At 67.5% G+C, this 22345-nt stretch carries 18 protein-coding genes; 12 read left to right on the forward strand and 6 right to left on the reverse strand.

The genetic code is table 11. From position 1 onward, the window contains the following. Positions 1–8 precede the first annotated feature (8 nt). Positions 9–263: a hypothetical protein gene (locus tag ACWF99_RS23895; RefSeq protein ID WP_452537447.1), complete on the forward strand. Its 255-nt coding sequence runs from the start codon at positions 9–11 to the stop codon at positions 261–263. A gap of 93 nt (positions 264–356) precedes the next feature. Here the strand turns inward: ACWF99_RS23895 and ACWF99_RS23900 are convergent, their stop codons facing one another. Beyond that, positions 357–1481 (reverse strand): helix-turn-helix transcriptional regulator, encoded by a 1125-nt coding sequence (locus ACWF99_RS23900; protein ID WP_452537448.1) that lies wholly within the window; start codon positions 1479–1481, stop codon positions 357–359. Positions 1482–2188: 707 nt separating this feature from the next. Between ACWF99_RS23900 and ACWF99_RS23905 the strand changes: the two genes are divergently transcribed. Beyond that, entirely contained in the window at positions 2189–5122 is a 2934-nt protein-coding gene (locus tag ACWF99_RS23905; RefSeq protein WP_452537449.1) for a protein kinase domain-containing protein, read from the forward strand. 55 nt (positions 5123–5177) lie between these two features. Here ACWF99_RS23905 and ACWF99_RS23910 read toward each other — a convergent pair whose 3' ends face one another. The 3 genes from ACWF99_RS23910 to ACWF99_RS23920 are packed head-to-tail and all read right to left on the reverse strand — an operon-like array spanning position 5178 to position 8697. Beyond that, entirely contained in the window at positions 5178–5678 is a 501-nt protein-coding gene (locus ACWF99_RS23910) for an NADPH-dependent FMN reductase (protein WP_378651489.1), read from the reverse strand. Between the two features lie 11 nt (positions 5679–5689). Continuing rightward, positions 5690–6355, reverse strand: coding sequence for a hypothetical protein (locus tag ACWF99_RS23915; protein ID WP_452537450.1), 666 nt, complete (start codon positions 6353–6355; stop codon positions 5690–5692). 20 nt (positions 6356–6375) lie between these two features. Next, positions 6376–8697 carry an FdhF/YdeP family oxidoreductase gene (locus ACWF99_RS23920; protein WP_378633383.1) on the reverse strand — a complete coding sequence of 774 codons (2322 nt, stop codon included), beginning with the start codon at positions 8695–8697 and terminating at the stop codon, positions 6376–6378. A gap of 296 nt (positions 8698–8993) precedes the next feature. On the opposite strand from ACWF99_RS23920, the gene ACWF99_RS23925 reads away from it, so the two are divergent. From ACWF99_RS23925 to gatB, 8 genes are all read left to right on the forward strand, one after another. Further along, entirely contained in the window at positions 8994–10235 is a 1242-nt protein-coding gene (locus ACWF99_RS23925; protein ID WP_378633389.1) for an FUSC family protein, read from the forward strand. A gap of 12 nt (positions 10236–10247) precedes the next feature. Next, positions 10248–11159: a LysR family transcriptional regulator gene (locus ACWF99_RS23930; protein ID WP_378633391.1), complete on the forward strand. Its 912-nt coding sequence runs from the start codon at positions 10248–10250 to the stop codon at positions 11157–11159. A 47-nt stretch (positions 11160–11206) separates the two neighbouring features. Further along, a complete protein-coding gene (locus ACWF99_RS23935) occupies positions 11207–11842 on the forward strand; it encodes a DUF1345 domain-containing protein (RefSeq protein WP_378651477.1) in 636 nt (211 codons plus the stop codon). 77 nt (positions 11843–11919) lie between these two features. Further along, positions 11920–12729 carry a formate dehydrogenase accessory sulfurtransferase FdhD gene (gene fdhD, locus ACWF99_RS23940; RefSeq protein WP_378633397.1) on the forward strand — a complete coding sequence of 270 codons (810 nt, stop codon included), beginning with the start codon at positions 11920–11922 and terminating at the stop codon, positions 12727–12729. A 109-nt stretch (positions 12730–12838) separates the two neighbouring features. Beyond that, positions 12839–13723, forward strand: a complete 885-nt coding sequence (locus ACWF99_RS23945) for a hypothetical protein (protein ID WP_452537451.1) — start codon at positions 12839–12841, stop codon at positions 13721–13723. A 28-nt stretch (positions 13724–13751) separates the two neighbouring features. Next, a complete protein-coding gene (locus tag ACWF99_RS23950; RefSeq protein ID WP_378633402.1) occupies positions 13752–14786 on the forward strand; it encodes an ATP-dependent 6-phosphofructokinase in 1035 nt (344 codons plus the stop codon). Between the two features lie 52 nt (positions 14787–14838). Then, positions 14839–16218, forward strand: coding sequence for an alpha/beta hydrolase family protein (locus tag ACWF99_RS23955; RefSeq protein ID WP_452537452.1), 1380 nt, complete (start codon positions 14839–14841; stop codon positions 16216–16218). A 45-nt stretch (positions 16219–16263) separates the two neighbouring features. After that, the gene (gatB, locus tag ACWF99_RS23960; protein WP_378633409.1) at positions 16264–17769 is read left to right on the forward strand and encodes an Asp-tRNA(Asn)/Glu-tRNA(Gln) amidotransferase subunit GatB; all 1506 of its coding nucleotides are present in this window, start codon (positions 16264–16266) and stop codon (positions 17767–17769) included. A 55-nt stretch (positions 17770–17824) separates the two neighbouring features. Here gatB and ACWF99_RS23965 read toward each other — a convergent pair whose 3' ends face one another. Next, the gene (locus ACWF99_RS23965; RefSeq protein WP_378633412.1) at positions 17825–18946 is read right to left on the reverse strand and encodes a PQQ-dependent sugar dehydrogenase; all 1122 of its coding nucleotides are present in this window, start codon (positions 18944–18946) and stop codon (positions 17825–17827) included. Positions 18947–19095: 149 nt separating this feature from the next. Here ACWF99_RS23965 and ACWF99_RS23970 point away from each other — a divergent pair, with 149 nt between their 5' ends. Beyond that, complete coding sequence (locus tag ACWF99_RS23970; protein ID WP_378633414.1) at positions 19096–19944, forward strand: DoxX family protein; 849 nt, start codon at positions 19096–19098, stop codon at positions 19942–19944. Between the two features lie 110 nt (positions 19945–20054). Here the strand turns inward: ACWF99_RS23970 and ACWF99_RS23975 are convergent, their stop codons facing one another. Beyond that, the gene (locus ACWF99_RS23975) at positions 20055–20564 is read right to left on the reverse strand and encodes a MarR family winged helix-turn-helix transcriptional regulator (protein WP_378651466.1); all 510 of its coding nucleotides are present in this window, start codon (positions 20562–20564) and stop codon (positions 20055–20057) included. A 71-nt stretch (positions 20565–20635) separates the two neighbouring features. On the opposite strand from ACWF99_RS23975, the gene ACWF99_RS23980 reads away from it, so the two are divergent. Then, positions 20636–22255: a DHA2 family efflux MFS transporter permease subunit gene (locus tag ACWF99_RS23980; protein ID WP_452537453.1), complete on the forward strand. Its 1620-nt coding sequence runs from the start codon at positions 20636–20638 to the stop codon at positions 22253–22255. Positions 22256–22345: the final 90 nt, after the last annotated feature.

The following is a 22345-nucleotide window of genomic DNA, read 5'->3' on the forward strand; positions in this document are numbered from 1 at the left end:
GGGGCTGGATGTACCTGTTGAAGGTGAATGTGGCTGAGGCGTTGTCGCCCAGGCTGGAAGACTGGCAGGACCAGCGGGACCTGCTGGTGAAGATCCTCAAGGACTCGGATTGGTATTCGGACGGCAAGGGCGACATTCACCCGGACCTGCACGAGTACATCGAGGCAATGGAGTCCGCGGAGTACGAGCGTGACTTCGACTCTGTTTGGTGGGGAATCCTCGACCTCGCAGAAGCCGACAGGGTATTGATTCTCCCCTGGTGATACCCTGACCGAGTCAGAACCTACCTAGTCTGGCTTGCACCTCGAATACCCAACAAAGATGCCCCCTCCTTCGGGAGGGGGCCTTTTTGTCGTTTAAGCGGTTATCTCATCCATCAACATCCGCAGGGTCAACGAATGCTTCTCCGGCGGCAGTGCGTCCAGCGCCGCCCTCGCGTATGTGATACCACCCTCCTGGTCACCGGCGCGGACCAGCATTAGCCCACGGTGCATTTCCAGGTGGGTTGCGAACCGGGGGAGTGTCGGCGGCAAATACCGCCTAGCCTCGTCCTGTGCGTCCACTGCTTCGGCCTCGTCACCGAGCCGGGCGCGGAGCAGGGATCTGAACACACCCAACCTCCAATACGGCACCGAGTAGTCGGACGCTTCGGAGTCCTCCGAGCCGGACTGATCGAACACCCTGCGACCCTCGGTATCGAGTGCCCGAGCGGTGTCTGCGTCCCCTGAAATCGCTGCGGCGTGAGCCTTGCCGTAAATGGCGTTGAGTCGGCCCAGCGAGGGCCGGTCGGATATCTCTAGAGCCTGGTTGGCAAACATGTTCGCGATCGGCAGTGAGGCCCCTTCGTATCCGAGGGCTATGGCCGCCCGACCGCGTACCCACACTCGTGTATCTACGTCGTCGGACCGGTCCGCGGATTCCGCTGCCATCCGGTACCAGGTGACGGCTTTCGAGCCGTCCGAGCCGGGGAACGTCTTGGCGAACAACGTCATGAGCCGCGAAGCGTGCGCCCACATCTGCGGTTGGTCGCACTGTTGTTGGATCACTGCGAGGTCTACGACTAGCCGCCGTTGAATCTCAGCGGCTCCGCTCACCATGTACGAAGTTCCGTATTCGTCCAGCATCGCGCCCCATTCGTCCACGCTTGGACCTGCTCCCCGCAAGCGTGCTGAAAACCCCTCAGCGAGCAAATCAGAGGCCACTACGGGGGCGACTGTTGTTGCGGCCATTGAGGATAGGAACTGCCTACGGTTCACGTCGTCGGACTCCAACACAGCAAGGGGTACATCTAGGACAGCGGCAAGGTGGCGAAGCCAGTACGGCGACGGTTTGTGCTTACACGATTCCCACCGAGAGACCTTCTCGCGGCCGATGGGTTGGCCGGAGTGTTCGGTGAGCGCGTCGGCAAGCCGCCCTTGCGACCACCCGCGCGCGTCTCGCAGTTCACGAATCAGTTTGCCGACACCGTGTTTACGGTCCATGGCTTCATCATGCCCGCGTGGGCCGCTCTGTGGTGGGTTGGTACTGGGAATGGCACTAGTCGGCAATGTCTCTGAGTAGAACTCTGGACACCAACGGTCACGGCAGTTGAACGTACGAGTCGCTGCCGTGGCCGGAACTCAAGCTACGAGGAGGGGACCGTGCTCCCGCAACGAACGCCTAAGCAAGTCACACGCCAGACCCAGCTGGCACGAGCCGAGGTGATGCGGCGAGTACTGGCCGCTTTCCAGAACTGGCCGACACCACAGCGGAGGACATCGTGAGCAACGACGGAGACGGCACTCGGTTAGAGCAGGCGTCCCGCGACGAGGTGCAGCGGATGATCAACCAGATCCAAGCTCGGTTCCGCAGAGACCACCCAGATCGAGTACTCGATCAACAGGAGGGGGACCGGTTGCACGGATAGATCCCTCAGACATCCCGGAGGACCCCCGGACCAGCAGCCGGGGGTTCTTTTTATTTGCCCAACACATGCATGGATATGCATATATAAGACGGCCTAGTATCCTGTGCTGAACAGGAAGATTCTCCCGGTGGAACCTCACAACCGACCACGGCGTAGTGACACCGGGAGAATCTTCCTACTGAGAAGCAGGTCCACGGGCCTGCCAGAAGTGGGAGGCGGACGCTGGTGCAGGCACCTGGGTCACGGACGGGGAGCAGATTCGGCCCGTACGAGTTGCGGTCGATGCTGGGTAAAGGCGGGATGGGCGAGGTCTACGAGGCCTACGACACCGGCAAGGACCGAGTGGTCGCTCTGAAGTTGCTGGCCGAGGAGCTCGCACAGGACCCGGCCTACCAGGTCCGGTTCCGGCGCGAATCCCAGGCCGCGGCCAAGCTCGCCGAACCGCACGTGATCCCCATCCACGACTGGGGTGTGATCGACGGGGTCCTCTTCATCGATATGCGCCTGGTGCCCGGCTCCGATCTGCGCACCGTGCTGCGCGGGGGCGGGCCGATGAGCCCGGAACGCGCGGTCGCCGTCGTCGAGCAGATCGCCGCCGCGCTGGACGCCGCGCACGCGGGTGGGCTGGTGCACCGCGATGTGAAGCCCGCCAACATCCTGGTCACGCCCGCCGATTTCGCCTACCTCGCCGACTTCGGCATCGCGCACACCGAGGGTGACAGCGCGGTGACCCAGGCCGGGATGGCGGTCGGCTCCTACATCTACATGGCACCGGAACGCTTCGATGTGGGCCCGATCTCGCATCGCGCCGACGTGTACTCACTGGCCTGTGTCCTGCACGAATGCCTCACCGGCGCTTCGCCCTTCCCCGCGGCGAGCATGAGCGTGCTGGTCCGCGCGCACCTGTCCGAGGCCCCGCCGCGGCCGAGCGAGTTGTTGCACGGTATCCCCGGCGCGCTCGACGACGTCATCGGGACCGGCATGGCCAAGGACCCGGCCGATCGCTACGCGTCGGCCGGTGCGTTGGCCGTCGCCGCTCGCCGAGCGCTGGCTTCGGCCGTGCGGGAAACCGGCGCGCCCGCGCCATCGGGTGCTTTCGCGTCGTACGACGGGGCCCGCCGCGTCCCCGGTGGCCATGATGTGACTCCAGGTTCTTCGTCCGGTCCCACGCTCCGCAGTTCCGCCGGCGCGCCATCGGGTGCCCCGCAGGGTAGCCCGGGCTCGGCTCCCGGGCGCGGTTTCGCCGCCGCCGCCGGTTTCGCCGCCGGTGTGGGACGCGGTGCCGCGGGGGCGCCGACCGGTGCTCCTGGCGGACCGGCCGGTGCCGAGCGTGGCGGCCCCGCGGGGTCCGCCACCGGGCCGGCGCGTGCGGTGCCGATCGGTGCCGCGAGTGGTGCCCGCAAGGGCGCCCCCGACTCACAGGAGCCCGCCGACGTCGAGCAGGTGCCGACGCCGACCGGGGAGTTCCGGGTGATCGGCGCGGTGACCGCCACCGGTGGTGTGGAGACCTCGCGCAGTCAGTCGACCGCGACCGGCGCCCAGCCGACCTTGATCATCCGCCCGCCCGAGGCGCGCCCCGGGGCATCGGATACCACCGGTTTCCGCCGTGTTCCCGCTGAGGGCACCGGCGAGATCTCGATACCCGCGGTGATCCAGCCGACCGGCCCCGCCGAAATCCGGCCCGCCGACACCTACTTCGCGCCCCTCCCGTCGGCCGATGAGCCGGAGGCCCCCGAGCCGCCCCCGGCCTACACCCCCGACCAGGGCCTCCCGCGGATGCGCCCCTTCCCCGACGCGCACCTCTACGACGGCGCGCAGCCGGGCGAAACATCGGCTCCCCTGCTGCAGCCACAGCGTCCCGCGTCGGCCACCCCTTACCCGGCGCCCACCGGCCCGCACCGTCTCCCGCCGCAGCAGGATCCCCAGCGAGGCGCCCCCACCCAGCGCTACTCCGGCGAACATCCCCTCCCGGCGGCATACACCCCGCCCACCGAGCAGTACCTCCCGCCGGCATCGAACCCGAACCCCCGGTTCCCCGCCCCCACACCGGAATTCGACGCACCTCGCCCGAACTCGCCTGCTCCTTTCGCGGCTCCGACCCAGCGGTTCGGTGCGGAACAGAAAGTCCCCGAGGACCGATTCGACAGTCCCGCAGGACCTTTCGGCGGCTCGCCGGACGCCGGATTCGACGGCCCTTCCGGCCATGGCCGAGGCGACGCGTTCGGCCCGCCGACCGAGCAGTACAACCCCGCCGCCTTCGCGCCGCCGACGCAGAAGTTCGGCGGCGATCTCGACGATCCGCGAGACCGATTCGGTGGTCCCCCCGAGCGTTTCGACGAGGACGCCGACGACCGGTTCGGTGGCCCGCCCGCGCAGTACGCATCGGCGACCGAGCAGTACGACCCCGCCGACATGCAACGATCGGCGCCGACCCAGCATTACGGTGCCGACGGACTCGATCCTCAGCGCTCGCAGCCGACACATCAGTACCGTGGCGGTGCCGCGCCTTTCGCTGCCCATCAGGCCCCGCCGGAGTTCGAGGATCCGGCCAGGTCGGCCGCGACCCGGCAGTACGTGGGTCAGGAGAACGCGTACTCCGACTACGACGAACCGCCCAGTGCCTACGGTGATCACGCCTACCGCGATCCGGCATACGACCCCGGTTACGGGCCTGACCCGGCCTATGGACCGGATCCCGCGTATGGTCCCGATCCGGCCTGGGCGCACCAGGATTCGGAGCGTCGCCGATCGGTTCTGCTGCCCGTGCTGGCCGGTGTCTTCGCCGTTCTGGTACTCGCGGTCGGTGGCGCGATCGGTTGGCGCATGATGTCGGCCGCCGATCCCGCCGAAACCTCCACGGCCGCACCGATTTCGCAGGCGCCGGGTGGTTCCGGCCAACCCGCGGGCACGACTGCGCGCGCGACCACGGCCGCCCCCACCACCTCGGCGGGACCGGTCACCCTCCCCGCGGGCGCGCAGCCCTGTGAAACCGGCACCGCCACAGGCTCTTACAACAAGGTCGCCGTCGGCAGCGCGGTCACCAGCTGCGGATTCGCCGAAGCGGTCCGGGAGGCCTACGCCGGCGGCGGGACGGGCGCCCGCTCGGTGGTGGCGACCAGCCCGGTGACCGGCCGCACCTACACGATGACGTGCGCACCGGAGGGCAAACTCGTCACCTGCACCGGCGGTGAGAACGCCGTGGTCTACGTCTACTGACCCGAAAACGACCGCGGCCCCCGATATATCGGGGGCCGCGGTCGCGTAGGGAACCTCAGCTCGCCGAAGCGACCGCGACCACCGTGTCGCCGAGCCGGGCCACGGTGTCCGGGTCACTCCACGATCCGGTGATCGACACACCGTCGGCCACCACCTCGGCGCCCGCCTTGCGCAACCGATCGGCCAAGTCCTGATTGATCACCTCACCCGGCCCGACTGTGATCACCGCGACCGGCTTGCCCCCGACGGTCGGCGCCGACTCCGGATTGGCCAGCCACGCGATCACACTCGCCGCCAGCGGCGCCACGGACTCGCCCTCGGCCGCGAACAGCAGCACACCGTCGGCTTCCAGCGTGGAGCGGCGCAACTGGTTGGCGATCAGCGGCCGCCCGTCCTCGGTGTCGATCGCGGCACTGTAGGGCGGCAGGGTGTCGAGCTCGGCCAGGCTCACCACGTCGATACTGTTGCGGATCGCGACCCGCTGGGCCTCGGTCGCCAACTGCTGCGCCGGGGACTTCTCGCCGGGTTCGGCGATGAGTGCGAGCAGATATGACATCGGTTGTCCCCCTACTTCGCGGCCTCGAGGATCCGCTGAGCCGCGGCCTCGAGCGTCGCGTCGTCGGCCGCGCTGAGGTCGATCACGCCGACCCCGGCAATCCGCTGGGCGAGTGGGGGATTGATCTCGCGCAAGCGCTTCACGAAATCATCGGCCACATCGGAATTGCCGCGCCCGTGCCCGAGCAGCACGAAATTCTCGGTGCCGATCGACTCGATCAACGCCACCGCGAGATCATCGAAATATTTGATGAACACCTGCTGATCGTCGTGCCCGGTGTGATGCTCGACCGTGCGGAGATGGTGGGCGACCTTGTCGTGGTTGGTCACATCGCGTTCGGTCTCGGCGACCTCGGGAGTGTCGAGGTCGAAATGCAATACCCGCGCTCTCTCGCTGTCCATCGCGACCACGAACATATCGCCCGAACCTTTGAGTACCGGTGTGTCCTTCAGCAATTGGCGCGCGTGCTCGATATCGCCGATCGATACCCGCCCGTCGTGCGGGCGATGGAACACCTCGCGATGCCCGTTCATCTTCACCGCCAGCCGATCACCGTGCTCCTGCTCGACCTCGTCGGCGATGTCGTCCCACATGGTGATGAACTGCGTCCATTCGATATCGCGCGGCGCCGGATGCCCGACGATCGACGCCAGTGTCTTTCGCGTGTGCTGGTTCATTGCCATCTCCTCGAATGAGTTCAACTCGACGGTGTGACAGTCACTTTCACGCTCTTCATCATCGGCTGATCGCTCTCGGTGCTGTAATCGCCGATCGCGCACAGCACATTCATTTCCGGCATGTACCCGGCGGCGCAGCCCGGCGGAATGTCGTAGGTGACGACCTTGTACCTGTAGAGCGACCGCGTCGACCCGTCACGGGCGGTACTGGTGATATCGACCTCGTCGAATTCCTTCAGGCCGCGGTCGCGCATATCGCGAGAGTTCATGAAGACCAGCGTGCGCAGGTTCTTCACCCCGCGATAGCGATCGTTGTTGGTGTAGATGGTGGTGTTCCACTGGTCATGGGAGCGCTGCGTCGCCAGGGTGAGCACCCCGGCCGGGTTGGTCGTGTCGGGCAGCGTCGCGGCGGAGAACTCCGCCTTGCTGGACGGGGTGAGGAAGATCAGCTCACGCGCGGGCTGGCGGATCCGGAATCCGAGTCCCAGCCGCACCCGCCGGTTGTAGTCCTCGAAACCGTCCAGCACCTTCGACATGGTGTCGCGGATGCGGTCGTAATCCTCGACGTAGTACTCCCACGGCGTCTTCGTCTCGGGCAGTGCGGCTTTGGCGATACCCGCCAGGATCGCGGGCTCTGACAGCAGATGTGGCGACGCGGGCTTCTTCATGCCCTTGGACAGGTGCACCACGGCCATGCCGTTCTCCATCGAGACCACCTGCGGGCCGCTGCGCTGCTCGTCGTATTCGGTGCGCGCCAGGCAGGGCAGAATCAGCGCCCGCTTGCCGTGCACGACGTGGCTGCGGTTGAGCTTGGTGGAGACCATGACGGTGAAATCGGCTTTCCGGAACGCCTCGAAGGTGTATTCGCTGTCGGGCGCGGCCTGGACGAGGTTGCCGCCCATGCTCATGAAGAACTTCAGCTTGCCCTTCTGCAGCGCCTCGATGGCGGAGACGACGTCGTAGCCGTTGGCGCGCGGCACGTCGATCTCACACACCTCGGCCAGCCGGTCGAGGAACGCGGCGGGCGGATTGTTGTCGATGCCGCACGTACGGTTGCCCTGCACATTGCTGTGCCCGCGCACCGGCGACGGGCCCGCGCCTTCGCGACCCAGGTTGCCGCGCAGGAGCAGCAGGTTGACGATCTCGCGGATCGTCTCCACGCCGTGCTCGTGCTGGGTGATGCCGAGACACCAGCTGATGATGCTGCGGTCGGAGTCGCAGTAGATGCGGGCGGCCTTGCGGACCTCGGCCTCGCTCAGGCCCGACTCGGTCTGGATATCGGCCCACGTGGTCGCCTCGACTTCGCGCACGTACTCGTCGAAGCCGACGGTGTAGCGCTCGATGAACTCGTGGTCGAGAGCCTTCTCGTCGGTCGCGGACTCTTCGAGGACGGCCTTGGCCATGCCGCGGATCAGCGCGAAGTCGCCGCCGATACGCACCTGCAGGTTGAGCGTGCCGGTCTTGGTCGGGTGGAAGGTGGCCATCGCGAGGAAGTCGTGCGGGATGATCGTGTTGCGCGAGCCCGCTTCGATCAGCGGATTGACGTGCACCACCTGGGCGCCGCGCTTGTAGGCCTCGGCGAGCGAGGTCAGCATGCGCGGCGCGTTCGAGGCGACATTGAGGCCCATGACGAACAGCGCGTCGGCCTTGTCCCAGTCCTCGAGGTCGCAGGTGCCCTTGCCGGTGCCGAGCGAGGCCTGCAGAGCTCGGCCGCTGGCTTCGTGGCACATGTTGGAGCAGTCGGGCAGATTGTTGGTGCCGTACTCGCGCACCATCAACTGGTAGAGGAACGTCGCCTCGTTGGCGAGTCGGCCCGAGGTGTAGAACGCGGCCTCGTTCGGGTCGGGCAGCTCGCGCAGCGCCTTGCCCACCATCTCGAACGCGTCGGCCCAGCTGATCGGCACATAGTGGTCGGTCTCGGGGTCGTAGACCATCGGCTCGGTGAGCCTGCCCTGGTCCTCGAGGTCGAAGGAACTCCAGGTGGCCAGCTCGGTCACGGTGTGCTGGGCGAAGAATTCAGGAGTGCACCGCTTGTGCGTCATCTCCCAGGTCACGTGCTTGATGCCGTTCTCGCACACGTCGAGGACCAAGCCGTCGGTGGCGTCGGGCCACGCGCAGCCCGGACAGTCGAAGCCGCGTTCCTGATGGTTCATCTTCAGGATGGCCTTGGTGCCGATGAACGGCTCGTGTTCCTTGCCGACCATGAACTTTCCGACCGCGATCGCCGCGCCCCAGCCCGCCGCCGGATGGTGGTAGGGCTTGGCTTTCGGCACGGCTGCCCGGTCTGCTGCTTCGCTCGGGCCCTGATCGGGATCCCAGATGGTGTGCGGGCCGTCAGCCATGTCAGATCTTCCCTTCGCGGTGAATGCGGGTCGAGAAAGATGTGCTCTGTCCAGTGCCTCGGTTGGATTCTCTACCGTCGAGATCACGGAAGGGCGTAGGTAACTTTCGTCGTGTCGGTCGGCGACGTCCAAGACCGATTTCCGACCGGTCGATCGGTCGCGCTTATCACCCCCGCCAGAGCGCCGTTTTCGCCGGTGCGACCGGGATCACCGCAGGTTGACGGCGTGCGCGCGGATCGTGCAGGCTTGATCATCGGCCCTACGGGCATGTCCCGCGACCGACTTCGGAGGAACCCTTGCGCACCACGCGAACACGGGCGCGCCAGATTTATCACCGGTTCGTCACCGAGATCGATCATCTGCCCGCCGCGCGCGTTTTCGTCGGTCTCGCGATTCCCGGCCTCGTGCTGATCGCGGTGGGCCGCACCGACCTGCTCATCTACGCCGTCTTCGGTTCCTTCACCGGGATGTACGGCTTCGCGGAATCGCCGCGCCGGCGCTTGATCCACCAGAGCGAAGCGGCGGTGATGCTGGTCGGCGCCGTCGGCGCCGGCATCCTGCTCGCGCGCCTGCACGCCCCTCCCGCGGTGCTGGTGTCGGCGGTGGCGGTGTTCGCCGCGGTGGCCTCGCCGATCACCGACCGACTCGGCTTGCGGCCGGAGGGGCCGTTCTTCGGGATCTTCGCGTTCGGCGCCATCGCCATGGTGGCCGGGGCTCAGCGCGATCCGCTCCTGGCATCGGTGCTGTGTGCGGGCACCGCGGCGTTGTGCGTGCTGGTCGGTTATCTCGAGTCGACGCGGCGAGTCCGCCGGGCAGGCATGTGCGCGATGCGGGTACCGATCGCGCCGCATCGCACCGGCGGAGTGTCGTACGTGCAGGCGGGACGCTACGCGCTGGCGATCTCGATCTCCGGCGGGATCGGGCTGCTGCTCGGCGTCGGCCATGCCAATTGGGCGATGGCGGGCGCCGCGGTGCCCCTGGCCGCCGCCAGCTCCCGTGACCGGATCACCCGCGGCATGCACCGGGTGGTCGGCACGTTCATCGGACTCGCGGTCACCGCGCCGCTGCTGATCCCGGGTCCGAGCCCGGCGATGCTCGGCCTGGCGATCATCGCGCTGCTCTACCCGACCGAATTGTTCATGGCCCGCCACTACGCCGTGGCGATGGGCTTCTTCACGCCGCTGATCATGTCGATGACCGAACTGGCCGATCCGTCCGATCCGCTCACATTGCTCACCGAACGCGGGGTCGACACGGTGATCGGCGTCGCGGTGGGAATCGCTGTCGCCCTGCTCATTCGTGAACCCGCTACCCCCGCGTTACCCACCTACGAGACGCCGGTATGCGAAACGTTGCATACTGTCGGCATGGCTGACGACAACGAGTGGTACTACTGCCTCAAGCACCACAAGGCCGAACAGGGCAAGGCCTGCTGGTACGGCGACCGGATGGGCCCCTACCCGGACCAGGCCACCGCCGAGAAGGCGCTCGAGATCGCGAAGGCGCGCAACAAAGCGGCCGACGACCAGGACGACTGACCCGATCGCCGAATGCTGTTCCGTCAGCTCGAATACTTCGTCGCGCTCGCCCGGGAACGGCATTTCGCCCGGGCGGCGAAGGCCTGTTACGTGTCGCAGCCCGCGCTGTCGGAGGCGATCCGCAAACTCGAACACGAACTCGGCGTGCCGCTGGTCCGCCGCGCGCGCACGTTCGAGGGTCTCACTCCCGAGGGTGAGCGGCTGGTGCTGTGGGCCCGGCGGATCATCGCCGACCGCGAGGCGCTCGAACACGAGGTCCGCGCGCTGCAAACCGGTCTCACCGGTGAACTGCGGATCGGGGTGGTGCCCGCGGCGTCGAGCACGGTCGCGCTGCTCACCGACCCTTTCTGTACCGAACATCCGTTGATGCGGGTGCGGGTCGAGACGAGTCTGCGCTCGCTCGACATCGTCGAACGGATTCGCCGATTCGAGCTCGACGCCGGCATCGTCTACGCGCGGGGTGTCGATACTTCCGGCCTCACCCTCACCCCGCTCTACGCCGAACGTCACGTTCTTGTCGCGGGGAGCGCGCTCGTCGCGGGCCGCACCGAGATCTCCTGGGCAGACGCGCTGGAACTGCCGATGTGTCTGCTGCCACCGGGGATGCGCGGTCGTCAGCTGATCGACGACGCGCTCGCGACGCTGGGCCTTACCGCGGCACCGCAACTCGAGAGTGACTCGGTGGCGACGTTGCTCGAACACGCCCGCACCGGGCGGTGGGCGTGCATCGTGCCGCAGCCGTGGGTCGCGGCGCTGGGACCCACCGCCGACATCCGGGTGTTCGAACTCGCCGACCCGGTGGTCACCGCGCAGATCGTGCTCGTCACCGCGGCGGTCGAGCCCGGATCGGTGCTCACCACCGCGCTCATCGGCACCGCACGGGCCACCGACTTCGCTGTCGCGCCGCGCCCGGCCACCGGTTGATCCCGTTCAGCTATGACCGGGCAACCCGTTGGGTACTGTGCACGACCATGAGCACCCGGTTGCTGCTGTCGGCTGTCACGCGCCTGGTCGGCTCGGCGGTCATCGGCGTGATCGTCGGGCTGGCCGTCGGGCTGGGGCACGAGGCGCCGCTGGGAATTCTGTCGGGGATCGCTTCCGCGGCAACAGTATTCGTCATCGCCGGGTGGTTCGTGTTGTGGCCGATGAGCCCCGGGGAAACCGAGCGGGTCGCGCGGCGGGAAGACTTCCAGCCGTTCATCGAGGAGCTGTCGGTGGTGGCCGCCGCGCTGAGCGGACTGGTCGGCATCGTGGTGGTCCTGGTCCTGCGCCATTCCACCGCGTCGAACATCGCGGCAGCGGTCGCGCTGGGCGGAGTGTTCATGGCGTGGGCCTCGGTGCACCTGATGTACGCGGCGCGCTACGCCTACATCTACTACCAGCAGCCACGCGGCGGGATCGACTTCAACATCACCGCGCAGCCGGACTACCGCGACTTCTTCTATTTCAGCTATAACCTCGGCATGACCTACCAGGTCTCCGACACCAATGTCTCCAACGAGAAGATTCGCGCCATCGCCCTTCGGCACTGCCTGTTGTCGTACATTTTCGGGACGGTCATCCTGGCGACGACGATCAATCTCGTCGCCGGACTCGCCACCGGTTGAGTGTTGATCCATCGCGCCGATCACCTGATCGGCAACCCGTGTTTGATCAGAACCCGCACAGTGAGCAGAGTCATGGGATGAGCAGAGTGACCGCACGGCGCAAGACGACCCGCCTGTCCCCGGCCGGGCGGATTCAGCGACCCGACACTCTCGCCGTCGAGGAGCCGCTCGAGATCCGGGTCGACGGCCGATCGCTCACCGTCACCATGCGCACCCCCGGCAACGACATCGACCTGGTCCACGGGTTCCTGTTCGGCGAGGACATCATCGGATCGGCCGACGACATCGTCACCGCGCGCTACTGCGCAGGCACCGACAGCGACGGCCGCAACACCTACAACGTCCTCGATCTGCGCCTGCGTAATCCGGCGCCGATCCACACCCGCAACTTCCTCACCACCGGCGCCTGCGGCCTCTGCGGTAAGACCGCGCTGGACGAAGTACGCACCCACACCCGCTTCCCGATCCCGCACGACTCGGTGTCGATCAGTACCGACACCCTGACCGACCTGCCGAAACAGCTACGCGCCGGGCAGAAGTTGTTCGAAGCCACCGGGGGCTTGCACGCGGCGGGCCTGTTCACCGCCGACGGCACGCTGCTGGCCCTGCGCGAGGACATCGGCAGGCACAACGCCGTCGACAAGGTGATCGGCTGGGCGGTGCGCGAGAACCGGGTGCCCGCGCACGATCTGGTGCTGGTGGTGAGCAGTCGCGCGTCGTTCGAGCTGGCGCAGAAGGCGGTGATGGCCGGGATCCCGATCCTGGCCGCGGTGTCGGCGCCGAGCGTGCTCGCTGTCGACCTGGCCGCCGAGTCCGACCTCACACTCGTCGGCTTCCTGCGTGCCGAAACGATGAATATCTATACGGGCGAACACCGTCTGACCTGAGGGTTCGGTGCTCGAAGTGGGCGATCGGCATATGTCGCAGTACGGTAACGGTACGGGTCGCCAGCACCGAACGCCCCGGGGGAGTTTACAAACGAAAATGCTTCACATAATGAATAATGAACGACGCCATCACGTCCGGGTGGTGCTGTCCGCGTTGCTGGGCGTGGTCGTGCTCGCGACCGCGGGGTGCGGTGCCGAGCCGAAGGCCGCCCGGCTGAGCGTGACCACCACGGTTCCCGTCGCCGATCCCGGCGCCGACAACGGCACGATCTCGATCGCGGTACCCGGCAGCCTCGCCGCCGATTTCAGCGAGCTCCAGCAGGGTTTCCGCGGTAGCGCGGGGCTGGCGATCATGCCGGTGGGCGGCAAGAAGATGGTCACCTTCGGCAACTGGTCCTCCGGGCCGGCCTGGTCGACGATCAAGGTGCCGCTCGCCATCGCGGCCCTGCGTAACAGCGCTTCCTACTCGTCGTATGCCTCCGCGGCGATCACCGCGTCGGACAACGGCGCCGCCGACACCCTGTGGGCCTCGCTCGGCAGCGGTGCCGACGCGGCCAAGGCGGTGGAGGGCGTGCTGCGCGAAGGCGGCGACACCCGCACCACCGTGCCGACCACGCGCACCCGCGCCGACGCGTCGGTCTACGGTCAGGCCGAATGGACGCTGGCCGACCAGGTGCGCTTCGCCTCGCAGCTGCCGTGCATCCCGCAGAGCGAGCGCGTGGTCGGGCTGATGCAGCAGATCATCGCCAGCCACCACTGGGGTCTCGGCGCGTTCGGCAGTGCCGAGTTCAAGGGCGGGTGGGGGCCCGACCCGGCGGGTAAGTACCTGGTCCGCCAATTCGGTCTGATCGACTCGCCCACCGGGCGGATCGCGATCGCCTTCGCCGCACAACCGGATTCGGGCAGCTTCAACGACGGTATGGCCATGCTCGACAAGATGGCGACGCTCATCTCGGGGCACCTGAGCGAGCTGGCCGGAGGTCACTGCCCCTGATCGGGGCCGGTGCGGCAAGATGAACGCCATGCGCATCGGAGTCTTGACCGGAGGCGGAGATTGTCCAGGTCTGAACGCGGTGATCCGGGCTGTGGTCCGCACCGCGAACGGACGCTACGGCGATGCCATCGTCGGCTTCGAGGACGGGTGGCGCGGCCTACTCGAGGATCGAAAGATCCGCATTCACAATGACGATCGCACCGACCGCCTGCTCACCAAGGGCGGCACGATGCTCGGCACCGCACGCACCAATCCCGAGGTGCTGCGCGCCGGCCTGCCCAGGATCCAGCAGACCCTCGACGACAACGGCATCGAAGCGCTGATCCCCATCGGCGGCGAAGGCACCCTCACCGCCGCGAGCTGGCTCGCCGACGAGGGCGTGCCGGTGGTCGGCGTGCCCAAGACCATCGACAACGACATCGACTGCACCGACGTCACCTTCGGCCACGACACCGCGCTGTCGATCGCCACCGAGGCCATCGACCGTCTGCACACCACCGCCGAATCCCATCAGCGGGTGATGCTGGTCGAGGTGATGGGCCGCCACGCCGGCTGGATCGCGCTGAACTCCGGGATCGCCGCGGGCGCCCACTTGACCCTGGTGCCCGAGGAACCGTTCGACGTGTCCCAGGTGTGCGCGATGATCAAGGCCCGCTTCCAGCGCGGTGACAAGAGCTTCATCTGCGTCGTCGCCGAGGGCGCGCATCCCGCGCCGGAATCCGGATTCGCGTTGCGCGAGGGCGGGATCGACGAGTTCGGCCACGAGCGGTTCACCGGCGTCGCCCAGCAGCTGGGGTCGGAGATCGAACGCCGCATCGGCAAAGAGGTGCGCACCACGGTGCTCGGCCATATTCAGCGCGGTGGCAGCCCCACGCCCTACGACCGCATTCTCGCGACGCGGTTCGGGGTACACGCGGCCGAGGCGGTGCATGCGGGACATTTCGGTCAGATGGTGGCGCTGCACGGCACCAACATCGGGCTGGTTCCGCTGTCGGAGGCGACCAAGCAGCTCAAACGCGTTCCGCCGGAACGGCTCAGCGAGGCGTCGGCGTTCTTCGGCTGATACCGGCGCGGGTTCCTCCACCATGGTCGGTGCGCGTCGGTACCGTGGGTTCATGCGCACCGGTCGAGTGATCGTTTCGGTTCTGTTCGTCGTCACCGCGCTGGTGGCGGGGTGTTCGCAGTCCTCGGACGACGCGGCGGCCCCCACTGTGCGGGGCAGCTGGCACGGTGACATCGAGGTGCCGGGGCAGCCGATCGCGATCGGGGTGAGTTTCGCCGAGGACGGATCGGCCACCATCGACATCCCGGCTCAGGGTGTGAGCGACGCGCCGTTGAAAGACGTTCGCACCGAACCGGACCGGGTGGAGTTCACCATCCCCGACGCGCCGGGTGACCCCGGTTTTCGCGGCAAGCTCGACGGCGACCGGCTCACCGGTGACTGGGTGCAGTCCGGGGAGAAGGCTCCGGTCACGCTGCAGCGCGGCAAGATCGAAAACCTGCCCCGCCCGCAGGACCCGAAGCCGCCGTACCCGTACCGCAGTGAGGATGTCACCTATCGCAACGGCGACATCACCATCGCCGGCACGCTCACCGAACCCGAAGGTAGTGGCCCGTTTCCGGCGATGCTGCTGATCACGGGCAGTGGCCCGCAGGATCGCAACGAAGAGCTGATGGGCCACCGCCCGTTCCAGCTGCTCGCCGACACCTTCACTCGCGCAGGCTATGCCGTGCTGCGCACCGACGACCGTGGTGTCGGCGGCACCAGCGGCACTCTCGACGACGCCACCTATCCCGACCTCGCCGCCGACGCGGCCGCGGGCCTCGCGTTCCTGCGTACCCGCCCCGAGATCGATCCCGCCCGGGTGGGTCTGTTCGGCCACAGCGAAGGCGGCTACCTCGCCCCGATGGTCGCCGCGCTGCCCGGCAGCGATGTCGCGTTCGCGGTCCTGATGGCAGGCCCGTCGGTGCCCGGCGCCGACGTGCTGATCGAGCAGAACAAAGTGATCATGGCCGCGACGGGCGCACCGCAGGACCAGATCGACCAGCAGGTCGCCTACGTCAGTGAATGGTCGAGGCTGTTGCGCGCGGGCGATATCGAGGGCGCGCGGGCTTTCACCCAGCGGCACAACGACTCCCTGCCCGTGGCCGAACGCGCGCCCCAGGAGGTGGTCGACGGGTTCAACACCCCGTACATGACCTCGTTCATCACCCACGACCCGAAACCGACGCTGCAGGCGCTGCGTGTGCCGGTGCTGGCGTTCTTCGGCGACAAGGACCAGCAGGTCATCGCCACCCAGAACGAGGGCCCGATGCGCGAGAACCTCGCCGCCGCTCCCGACGCGGCCGTGCACACCTTTCCCGGCCTCAACCACCTGATGCAGCCCACCGCGACCGGCAAGCCGAGCGAGTACGCGATCATCGAGACGACCATCGACCCGGCGGTGCTCACCTACGTCACCGGCTGGCTCACCCAGCGCGTCCCGCCCCGCTAGGACCACCGGCCGAGTGCGTCAGCGGGCTTACCTAGACTGGGCGTCATGAGTGCACCCACGGTCGAGTTGATGGATTACGCCGATGTCATCTCCCGGTACGAGCCGGTGCTCGGCATGGAGGTCCACGTCGAGTTGTCCACGGCGACCAAGATGTTCTGCGGTTGCCCCACCGAGTTCGGCGCCGAACCCAATACCCAGGTGTGCCCGGTGTGCCTCGGCCTGCCCGGCTCGCTGCCCGTGGTGAACGAGAAGGCCATCGAATCGGCCATCCGGATCGGTCTCGCGCTGAACTGTTCGATCACCCCGTGGGGCCGGTTCGCGCGCAAGAACTACTTCTACCCCGATCAGCCGAAGAACTACCAGATCAGCCAGTACGACGAACCGATCGCCACCGAGGGCTACCTCGACGTGACTCTCGACGACGGGTCCATCTTCCGGGTGGAGATCGAGCGCGCGCACATGGAGGAAGACACCGGCAAGTCCCTGCACGTCGGCGGTGCGACCGGACGCATCCACGGTGCGAGCCACTCGCTGCTCGACTTCAACCGCGCGGGCGTGCCGCTGATCGAGATCGTCACCAAGACCATCACCGGTGCCGGTGAGCGTGCCCCCGAGGTGGCTCGCGCGTATGTCACCGCGCTGCGCGAGGTGCTGCGCTCGCTGCACGTCTCCGACGTGAAGATGGAGCAGGGTTCGCTGCGCTGCGACGCCAACGTGTCCCTGATGCCGATCGGCGCCAAGGAATTCGGCACCCGCACCGAGACCAAGAACGTGAACTCGCTCAAGAGCGTCGAGGTCGCGGTGCGCTACGAGATGCGTCGTCAGGCCGCGGTGCTCACCGCCGGCGGCGAGATCGTCCAGGAGACCCGCCACTTCCAGGAGGCCGACGGCTCCACCGCCGCCGGTCGCCGCAAGGAAACCGCCGAGGACTACCGCTACTTCCCCGAGCCCGATCTCGAGCCTGTCGCCCCGGCCGCCGAATGGGTCGAGGAGCTGCGCGCCACCATCCCCGAATACCCGTGGCTGGTGCGTGCCCGGATCCAGGCCGACTGGGGCCTGTCCGACGAGGTCATGCGCGACCTCGTCAACGCGGGCGCCCTCGACCTCATCATCGCCACTGTCGACGCGGGCGCCCCCGCCAACGAGGCGCGCTCCTGGTGGGTCGCCTACCTGACCGAGAAGGCCAAGGAACGCGACATCGCCCTCGCCGACCTGCCCATCACCCCCGCCCAGGTCGCCGCGGTGATCGCGCTGGTGGAAACCAAGACCGTCAACAACAAGGTCGCCAAGCAGGTCGTCGACTTCGTCCTCGCCGGTGAGGGCGAGCCCGCCGCCATCGTCGAGGCCAAGGGCCTCGGCATGGTCAGCGACGATTCTGCCCTGCAGGCCGAGGTCGAGAAGGCCCTCGCCGCCAACCCCGACATCGCCGAGAAGATCCGCTCCGGCAAGGTGCAGGCCGCGGGCAAGATCGTCGGCGACGTCATGAAGGCCACGCGCGGCCAGGCCGACGCCGCCCGCGTCCGCGATCTGGTCATCGCCGCCTGTAGCTGAGGATGCGAAACGGCCGCCCGCACTGCTTTCGCAGTACGGGCGGCCGCTTCCTCTCCTAGTCCGGGCCGCCGGCTCCACCCTGCGGGGGTGGGATGCGCACGACGCGGTCGTCGAATTCGCCCGGCTCGCCGTCGGTCTTGTTGGTGGTGGTGACCCAGATGCTGCCGTCGGCGCTGGCGGTGGCGCCGAGGAACCTGCCGTACTTGTCCTGCGCGATCAGGGTGGGGGCGGTGGTGACGGCGAACGTATTGGGGTCCGCGGCGACGGCGGCCAGCGCCTTGCCCTCGCTGAGCGCGATGCCGACGCCGTCACCGGTGGCCGTGCAGCCGCCGACGCCGGGACGGTCGGGCCAGGTCCACGAGACGCTGAGGGTGCCGTCGGGGCTCAGGTGCTGGAGCCGGTCCTCGGCGGCGGTGCGGTCGGTGACCCACATGCCTTCCTTGCCGTCGCGGCAGATGTCGCCGGCCGAACCGATGCCCGACGCCACCACCTGTGGGTTGTTCGCGCCCGCCGACGGCGAGTCCAGGCGAAGCAGCTTGCCGCCGAGCGAGCCGGGATCGGCTGCGGCGCCGGGGTTTCCGGCGTCACCGGTGAGGATCATCAGCTGCGTCGGCGTGGACCATTCCAGTGCGCCGCGATTTCCGTCGGCGCCCTTGGGGATTCCGGTGAGGATCGGCTTGGCGGCCCCGCCCTTGGACAGCCGCACGACCCGATTGTCGCTGCCGGTGGTGATGTAGGCGTACATCAGCCCGTCCTCACCGAAGGTCGGGGAGAGCACGATATCGGAGATGCCGCCGTCGGCCGAACCGTCGACGGGCACGCTGGCGATCTCCACCGGCGTCTCCTGTGGTGTGCTCGCGTCGACCGGCTTCACCTGCAGGATCCGTCCCGTCTTTCGCTCCGCGACGAAGGCGCCCTCGCCCACCGCGATCAGCCCGGCGCCCGATTCCATGCAGGTGGCGATGACATTGGGATCGGGATCGATACACGGTCCGGTCGGTCGCGGCGGCTGCGAGGGGTCTTCCTGCGGCTTCTTCGGTTCCGCGCCGGACCCACCCAGTTGCGGTTCGGTGGTGAACGGACTCGACGCCGACTCGTCGAAACGGGCGCACCCGGCTAGCAAAACGGTGCTCAGTGCCACCCCGACTGCCACGCGGCCCGCGATTCCCGAACTCATAGGTCAGACGTTACCGGCAGCGGTGCGGGCCTGACACGCCCGTCGCGTCCGAATGCGGCTGCCCGGACGCGACCGGAAGTCGAGCGGGGCTGACACGCCCGTTGCGAGGAAGGGCGGCACACCGGGACGGCACGTCATAAGGTGAGTCGGTGACCGACAAGTCGAATGACACTCCGAAGGCCGAAGGTTCGGCACCGGCCGGGCAGGGCGCGTCGGCGGCGGGTCGCCCGGTGACCAGCCCGTTCGATTCGCCGACGACGCAGATGCGTAAGCCGGATCCGAAGGACATCCCCCGTACCGACGAGGATCTCGGTCTCGACCCCGGTGATGAGGTTCCCGGTGCGAGCACCGCGCAAACCGGTCGTGGCGGCGGCGACGAAGATTACGGGTACGCGACGATCCCGCCCGCGTCGGCGGCCTCGGCGGGCACCGTCCGCTTGCAGCGCCGCAACCGCGAGGCTCGCCGCGGCACCCTCGACCTCGGCCTGTTCGTGCTGCGCCTGGTGGTCGGCTACACCTTCATCTACCACGGTCTGCAGAAGCTGACCGGCTGGTTCCACGGCCCCGGCCTCGACGGCACCAAGACCATGATGGAAAGCGGCGGCTGGGACTACCCGTCACTGTCGACCGCGCTGGTGATCGCCGGTGAACTCGGCGGCGGCATCCTGCTGGTGATCGGCCTGGCCACCCCGCTCGCCGCGGGCGCCGTCCTGGCCACGATCCTGAACGCGTGGATGTGGAAGCAGGGCATGGTTCCCGGCTTCCAGTACAACGCGGGCACCCCCACCGGCGTCGAACTCGACTCCGTCCTGGCCGGTTCCGCTCTGGCGATCATCCTCACCGGCCCCGGCCGCTGGTCCTTCGACCGCACCCGAGGCTGGGCCACCCGCCCCTCCTACGGTTCCTTCGTGGTGGTCGTCCTGGCCGTCGCCGCCGCCATCCTCACCTTCTGGTTCCTCCACGGCGGCAATCCCTTGAAGGGCATCGGCCCCTTCTGATCCGCCTCTCCGCGTCTTTCAGCCAGACCTAGGGGCGCGGTGCGTCGATGACGCGGCGGGCGGTCGCGCGGCAACTCGGTGAGCCGGTACCCGGTGAGTTACCGATGTTCTCACGACATCAGTGGTCGCGATGGTGCGGGTTCAGTCAGGTGGGCGGTCATGGTGGCGTGCACGTCGGCCAAGAACGACTCGAATCGTCGCAGCTCCTCGGGGGAGTATTTCCCCATCACCGTGTCCTCCACCTTCGTGCCGAGCGGGCCGAAGAAGTCGTTGGCGAGGGTGTGGATGCGGGGTGTGCTGCGCAGTGTGATCACGCGACGGTCGTCGTGTTCTCGGCTGCGCACGATATGACCGGCTTGTTCCAGCCGGTTCAGCAGCGCGGTGGTGGCGCTGTTGGACAACGAGATCCGTTCGCTGAGCCGTGCCGGTGACAGTGTGGTCCCGCGTTCTTCTGCGGTGAGGATCTCGATCAGGGCCTCGGCATCGGTCGAGTGCAACCCGAGCCAGGTCGCGAATCGGCGGGCGAGTTCCCGGTAACTCGCGCCGTAGGCCCGCATGCCCTCGTGGATTCGTTCGTACTGGGCGCGAGCGTCCGACTGGCTCATAGGTTCCTTTCGCATCGTTTGACATCCTATTGCCCACAATCTACTTTGACCATGGAAATATTCCACCATGGAAATAGGAGTGTGCGATGAGTCAAGAGTCGTCCATCCGCCGATGGCTCGGCTTGATCGCCATCGCCCTCGGCGTGGCGCTGATCGTGGTCGACACCACGATCGTGAACGTGATCATCCCGTCGATCATCGAAGACCTGGATACGGGTTCCACCGAGGCGCAATGGATTCAGGAGTCCTACGCGATCGTCTTCGCGGCCCTGCTGCTGGTAGTCGGCCGCCTCGCCGACATGGTGGGGGCACGCCGGGTGTTCGTCGCCGGTGTCGTGGTGTTCGGCGCGACCAGCATCCTGGCCGGGCTGGCACCGGACGGCGGACTGCTCGTCATCGCCCGATTCCTGCAGGGCGCGGGCGCGGCGATGATCCTGCCGACCTCGCTCGCCCTGCTCAACGCCACCTTCACCGGCAAAGCCCGTGGTCAGGCCTTCGCGGTATGGGGTTCCACGATCGGTGCGGCCGCCGCGCTCGGCCCGCTGCTCGGTGGCTGGCTGGCCGAGCATGTGTCGTGGCGCTGGGCGTTCGGCATCAATGTGCCCCTGGCTGTGCTGATCGTGGTCGGTGTGCTGGCGTGCATCGCGCCCTCGCCGAAGGTCGCCGGTCGACTCGATGTGCTCGGCTCGATCCTGTCGGTGCTCGGCCTCGGGCTGCTGGCCTTCGGGTTGGTCGAGGGCCGCACCTACGGCTGGATCACCACCGTCCATCCGATGGGGATCGCCGGCTTCACCTGGACGAGCGGACCTTCGCCGGTGCTGGTCGCGCTCGTGCTGAGTGTGCTGGCGCTGGGCGGGTTCGTCGTCCGGCAGGTGCTGTTGCGCCGCGGCGGCAATGCCGACAAGGCGCTGATGGACCTGAGCCTGTTCTCGCTCGCCTCGTTCCGCAACGGCAATATCGCGACGCTGATCATCGGCCTCGGTGAGTTCGGCATCGTCGCTGTGCTCCCGCTGTGGCTGCAGTTCACCCTCGGTTACAGCGCCCTGCAGTCCGGTCTGGCCCTGGTGCCGATCGCCATCGGCAGCTTCATCGCCAGTGGTGCCAGCTTCGGGATGGCAGGGAAGGCCTCGCCGCTGAACATGGTCCGCCTCGGTCTGGGGCTGGAGGTCGTCGGCCTGGCCGCACTGGGCTTCTTCGCCGCCACCGACAGCTCGTGGTGGTCGATCGCGCTGGTCCTGTGTGTGTACGGCATCGGTGTCGGTTTCGCTACGGCTCAAGTGACCAACGTCGTCCTCGCCGACATTCCCGAAGCCGACAACGGCCAGGCATCCGGCATCCAGAGCGCCTTCCGCCAACTGGGTTCCGCCCTCGGCATCGCACTGCTCACGACGATCTTCTTCACCACGCTGAGCTCGAATGTCGAAGACGACCTCACCTCGGTCGGTACGCCTCCGGCGCAAGCCCAGCAATACGCGCACGCCATCACCGGCAGCGCGGGCGCGGCGATCGAAGGCTTTGCCGCCCAGCCGGATACGCAGGAAGTAGCCACCGCCGGTCGATCCGCCATGACCGCCGGCGTCAACCTCGGCGCCTATCTGGCCGCGGGCTTCGTCCTGCTCGGCCTCGTGGCCACGGCCCTGATTCCCTCCCGAACCGGCCGCGACGACGAGTCGTCGACGTCGACAACACAACCCGCGCTCGTCTGACAGCAGGGCAGTCCGCCCCGCCCGCGAATCGCAACCCGTGATTTCGCAAGAACATGGGTAACTTGCCGGGATCGGGCTACCCGATAACAG

It is taken from the genome of Nocardia sp. NPDC055002, assembly GCF_053608825.1.

Bases quoted from the DNA above. Each gene is read 5' to 3' on its own strand.
- ACWF99_RS23895 (WP_452537447.1), top strand. From the start codon at position 9: ATGTACCTGTTGAAGGTGAATGTGGCTGAGGCGTTGTCGCCCAGGCTG.
- ACWF99_RS23900 (WP_452537448.1), bottom strand. From the start codon at position 1,481: ATGGACCGTAAACACGGTGTCGGCAAACTGATTCGTGAACTGCGAGAC.
- ACWF99_RS23905 (WP_452537449.1), top strand. From the start codon at position 2,189: ATGCTGGGTAAAGGCGGGATGGGCGAGGTCTACGAGGCCTACGACACC.
- ACWF99_RS23910 (WP_378651489.1), bottom strand. From the start codon at position 5,678: ATGTCATATCTGCTCGCACTCATCGCCGAACCCGGCGAGAAGTCCCCG.
- ACWF99_RS23915 (WP_452537450.1), bottom strand. From the start codon at position 6,355: ATGAACCAGCACACGCGAAAGACACTGGCGTCGATCGTCGGGCATCCG.
- ACWF99_RS23920 (WP_378633383.1), bottom strand. From the start codon at position 8,697: ATGGCTGACGGCCCGCACACCATCTGGGATCCCGATCAGGGCCCGAGC.
- ACWF99_RS23930 (WP_378633391.1), top strand. From the start codon at position 10,248: ATGCTGTTCCGTCAGCTCGAATACTTCGTCGCGCTCGCCCGGGAACGG.
- ACWF99_RS23935 (WP_378651477.1), top strand. From the start codon at position 11,207: ATGAGCACCCGGTTGCTGCTGTCGGCTGTCACGCGCCTGGTCGGCTCG.
- fdhD (WP_378633397.1), top strand. From the start codon at position 11,920: ATGAGCAGAGTGACCGCACGGCGCAAGACGACCCGCCTGTCCCCGGCC.
- ACWF99_RS23945 (WP_452537451.1), top strand. From the start codon at position 12,839: ATGAATAATGAACGACGCCATCACGTCCGGGTGGTGCTGTCCGCGTTG.
- ACWF99_RS23950 (WP_378633402.1), top strand. From the start codon at position 13,752: ATGCGCATCGGAGTCTTGACCGGAGGCGGAGATTGTCCAGGTCTGAAC.
- ACWF99_RS23955 (WP_452537452.1), top strand. From the start codon at position 14,839: ATGCGCACCGGTCGAGTGATCGTTTCGGTTCTGTTCGTCGTCACCGCG.
- gatB (WP_378633409.1), top strand. From the start codon at position 16,264: ATGAGTGCACCCACGGTCGAGTTGATGGATTACGCCGATGTCATCTCC.
- ACWF99_RS23965 (WP_378633412.1), bottom strand. From the start codon at position 18,946: ATGAGTTCGGGAATCGCGGGCCGCGTGGCAGTCGGGGTGGCACTGAGC.
- ACWF99_RS23975 (WP_378651466.1), bottom strand. From the start codon at position 20,564: ATGCGAAAGGAACCTATGAGCCAGTCGGACGCTCGCGCCCAGTACGAA.
- ACWF99_RS23980 (WP_452537453.1), top strand. From the start codon at position 20,636: ATGAGTCAAGAGTCGTCCATCCGCCGATGGCTCGGCTTGATCGCCATC.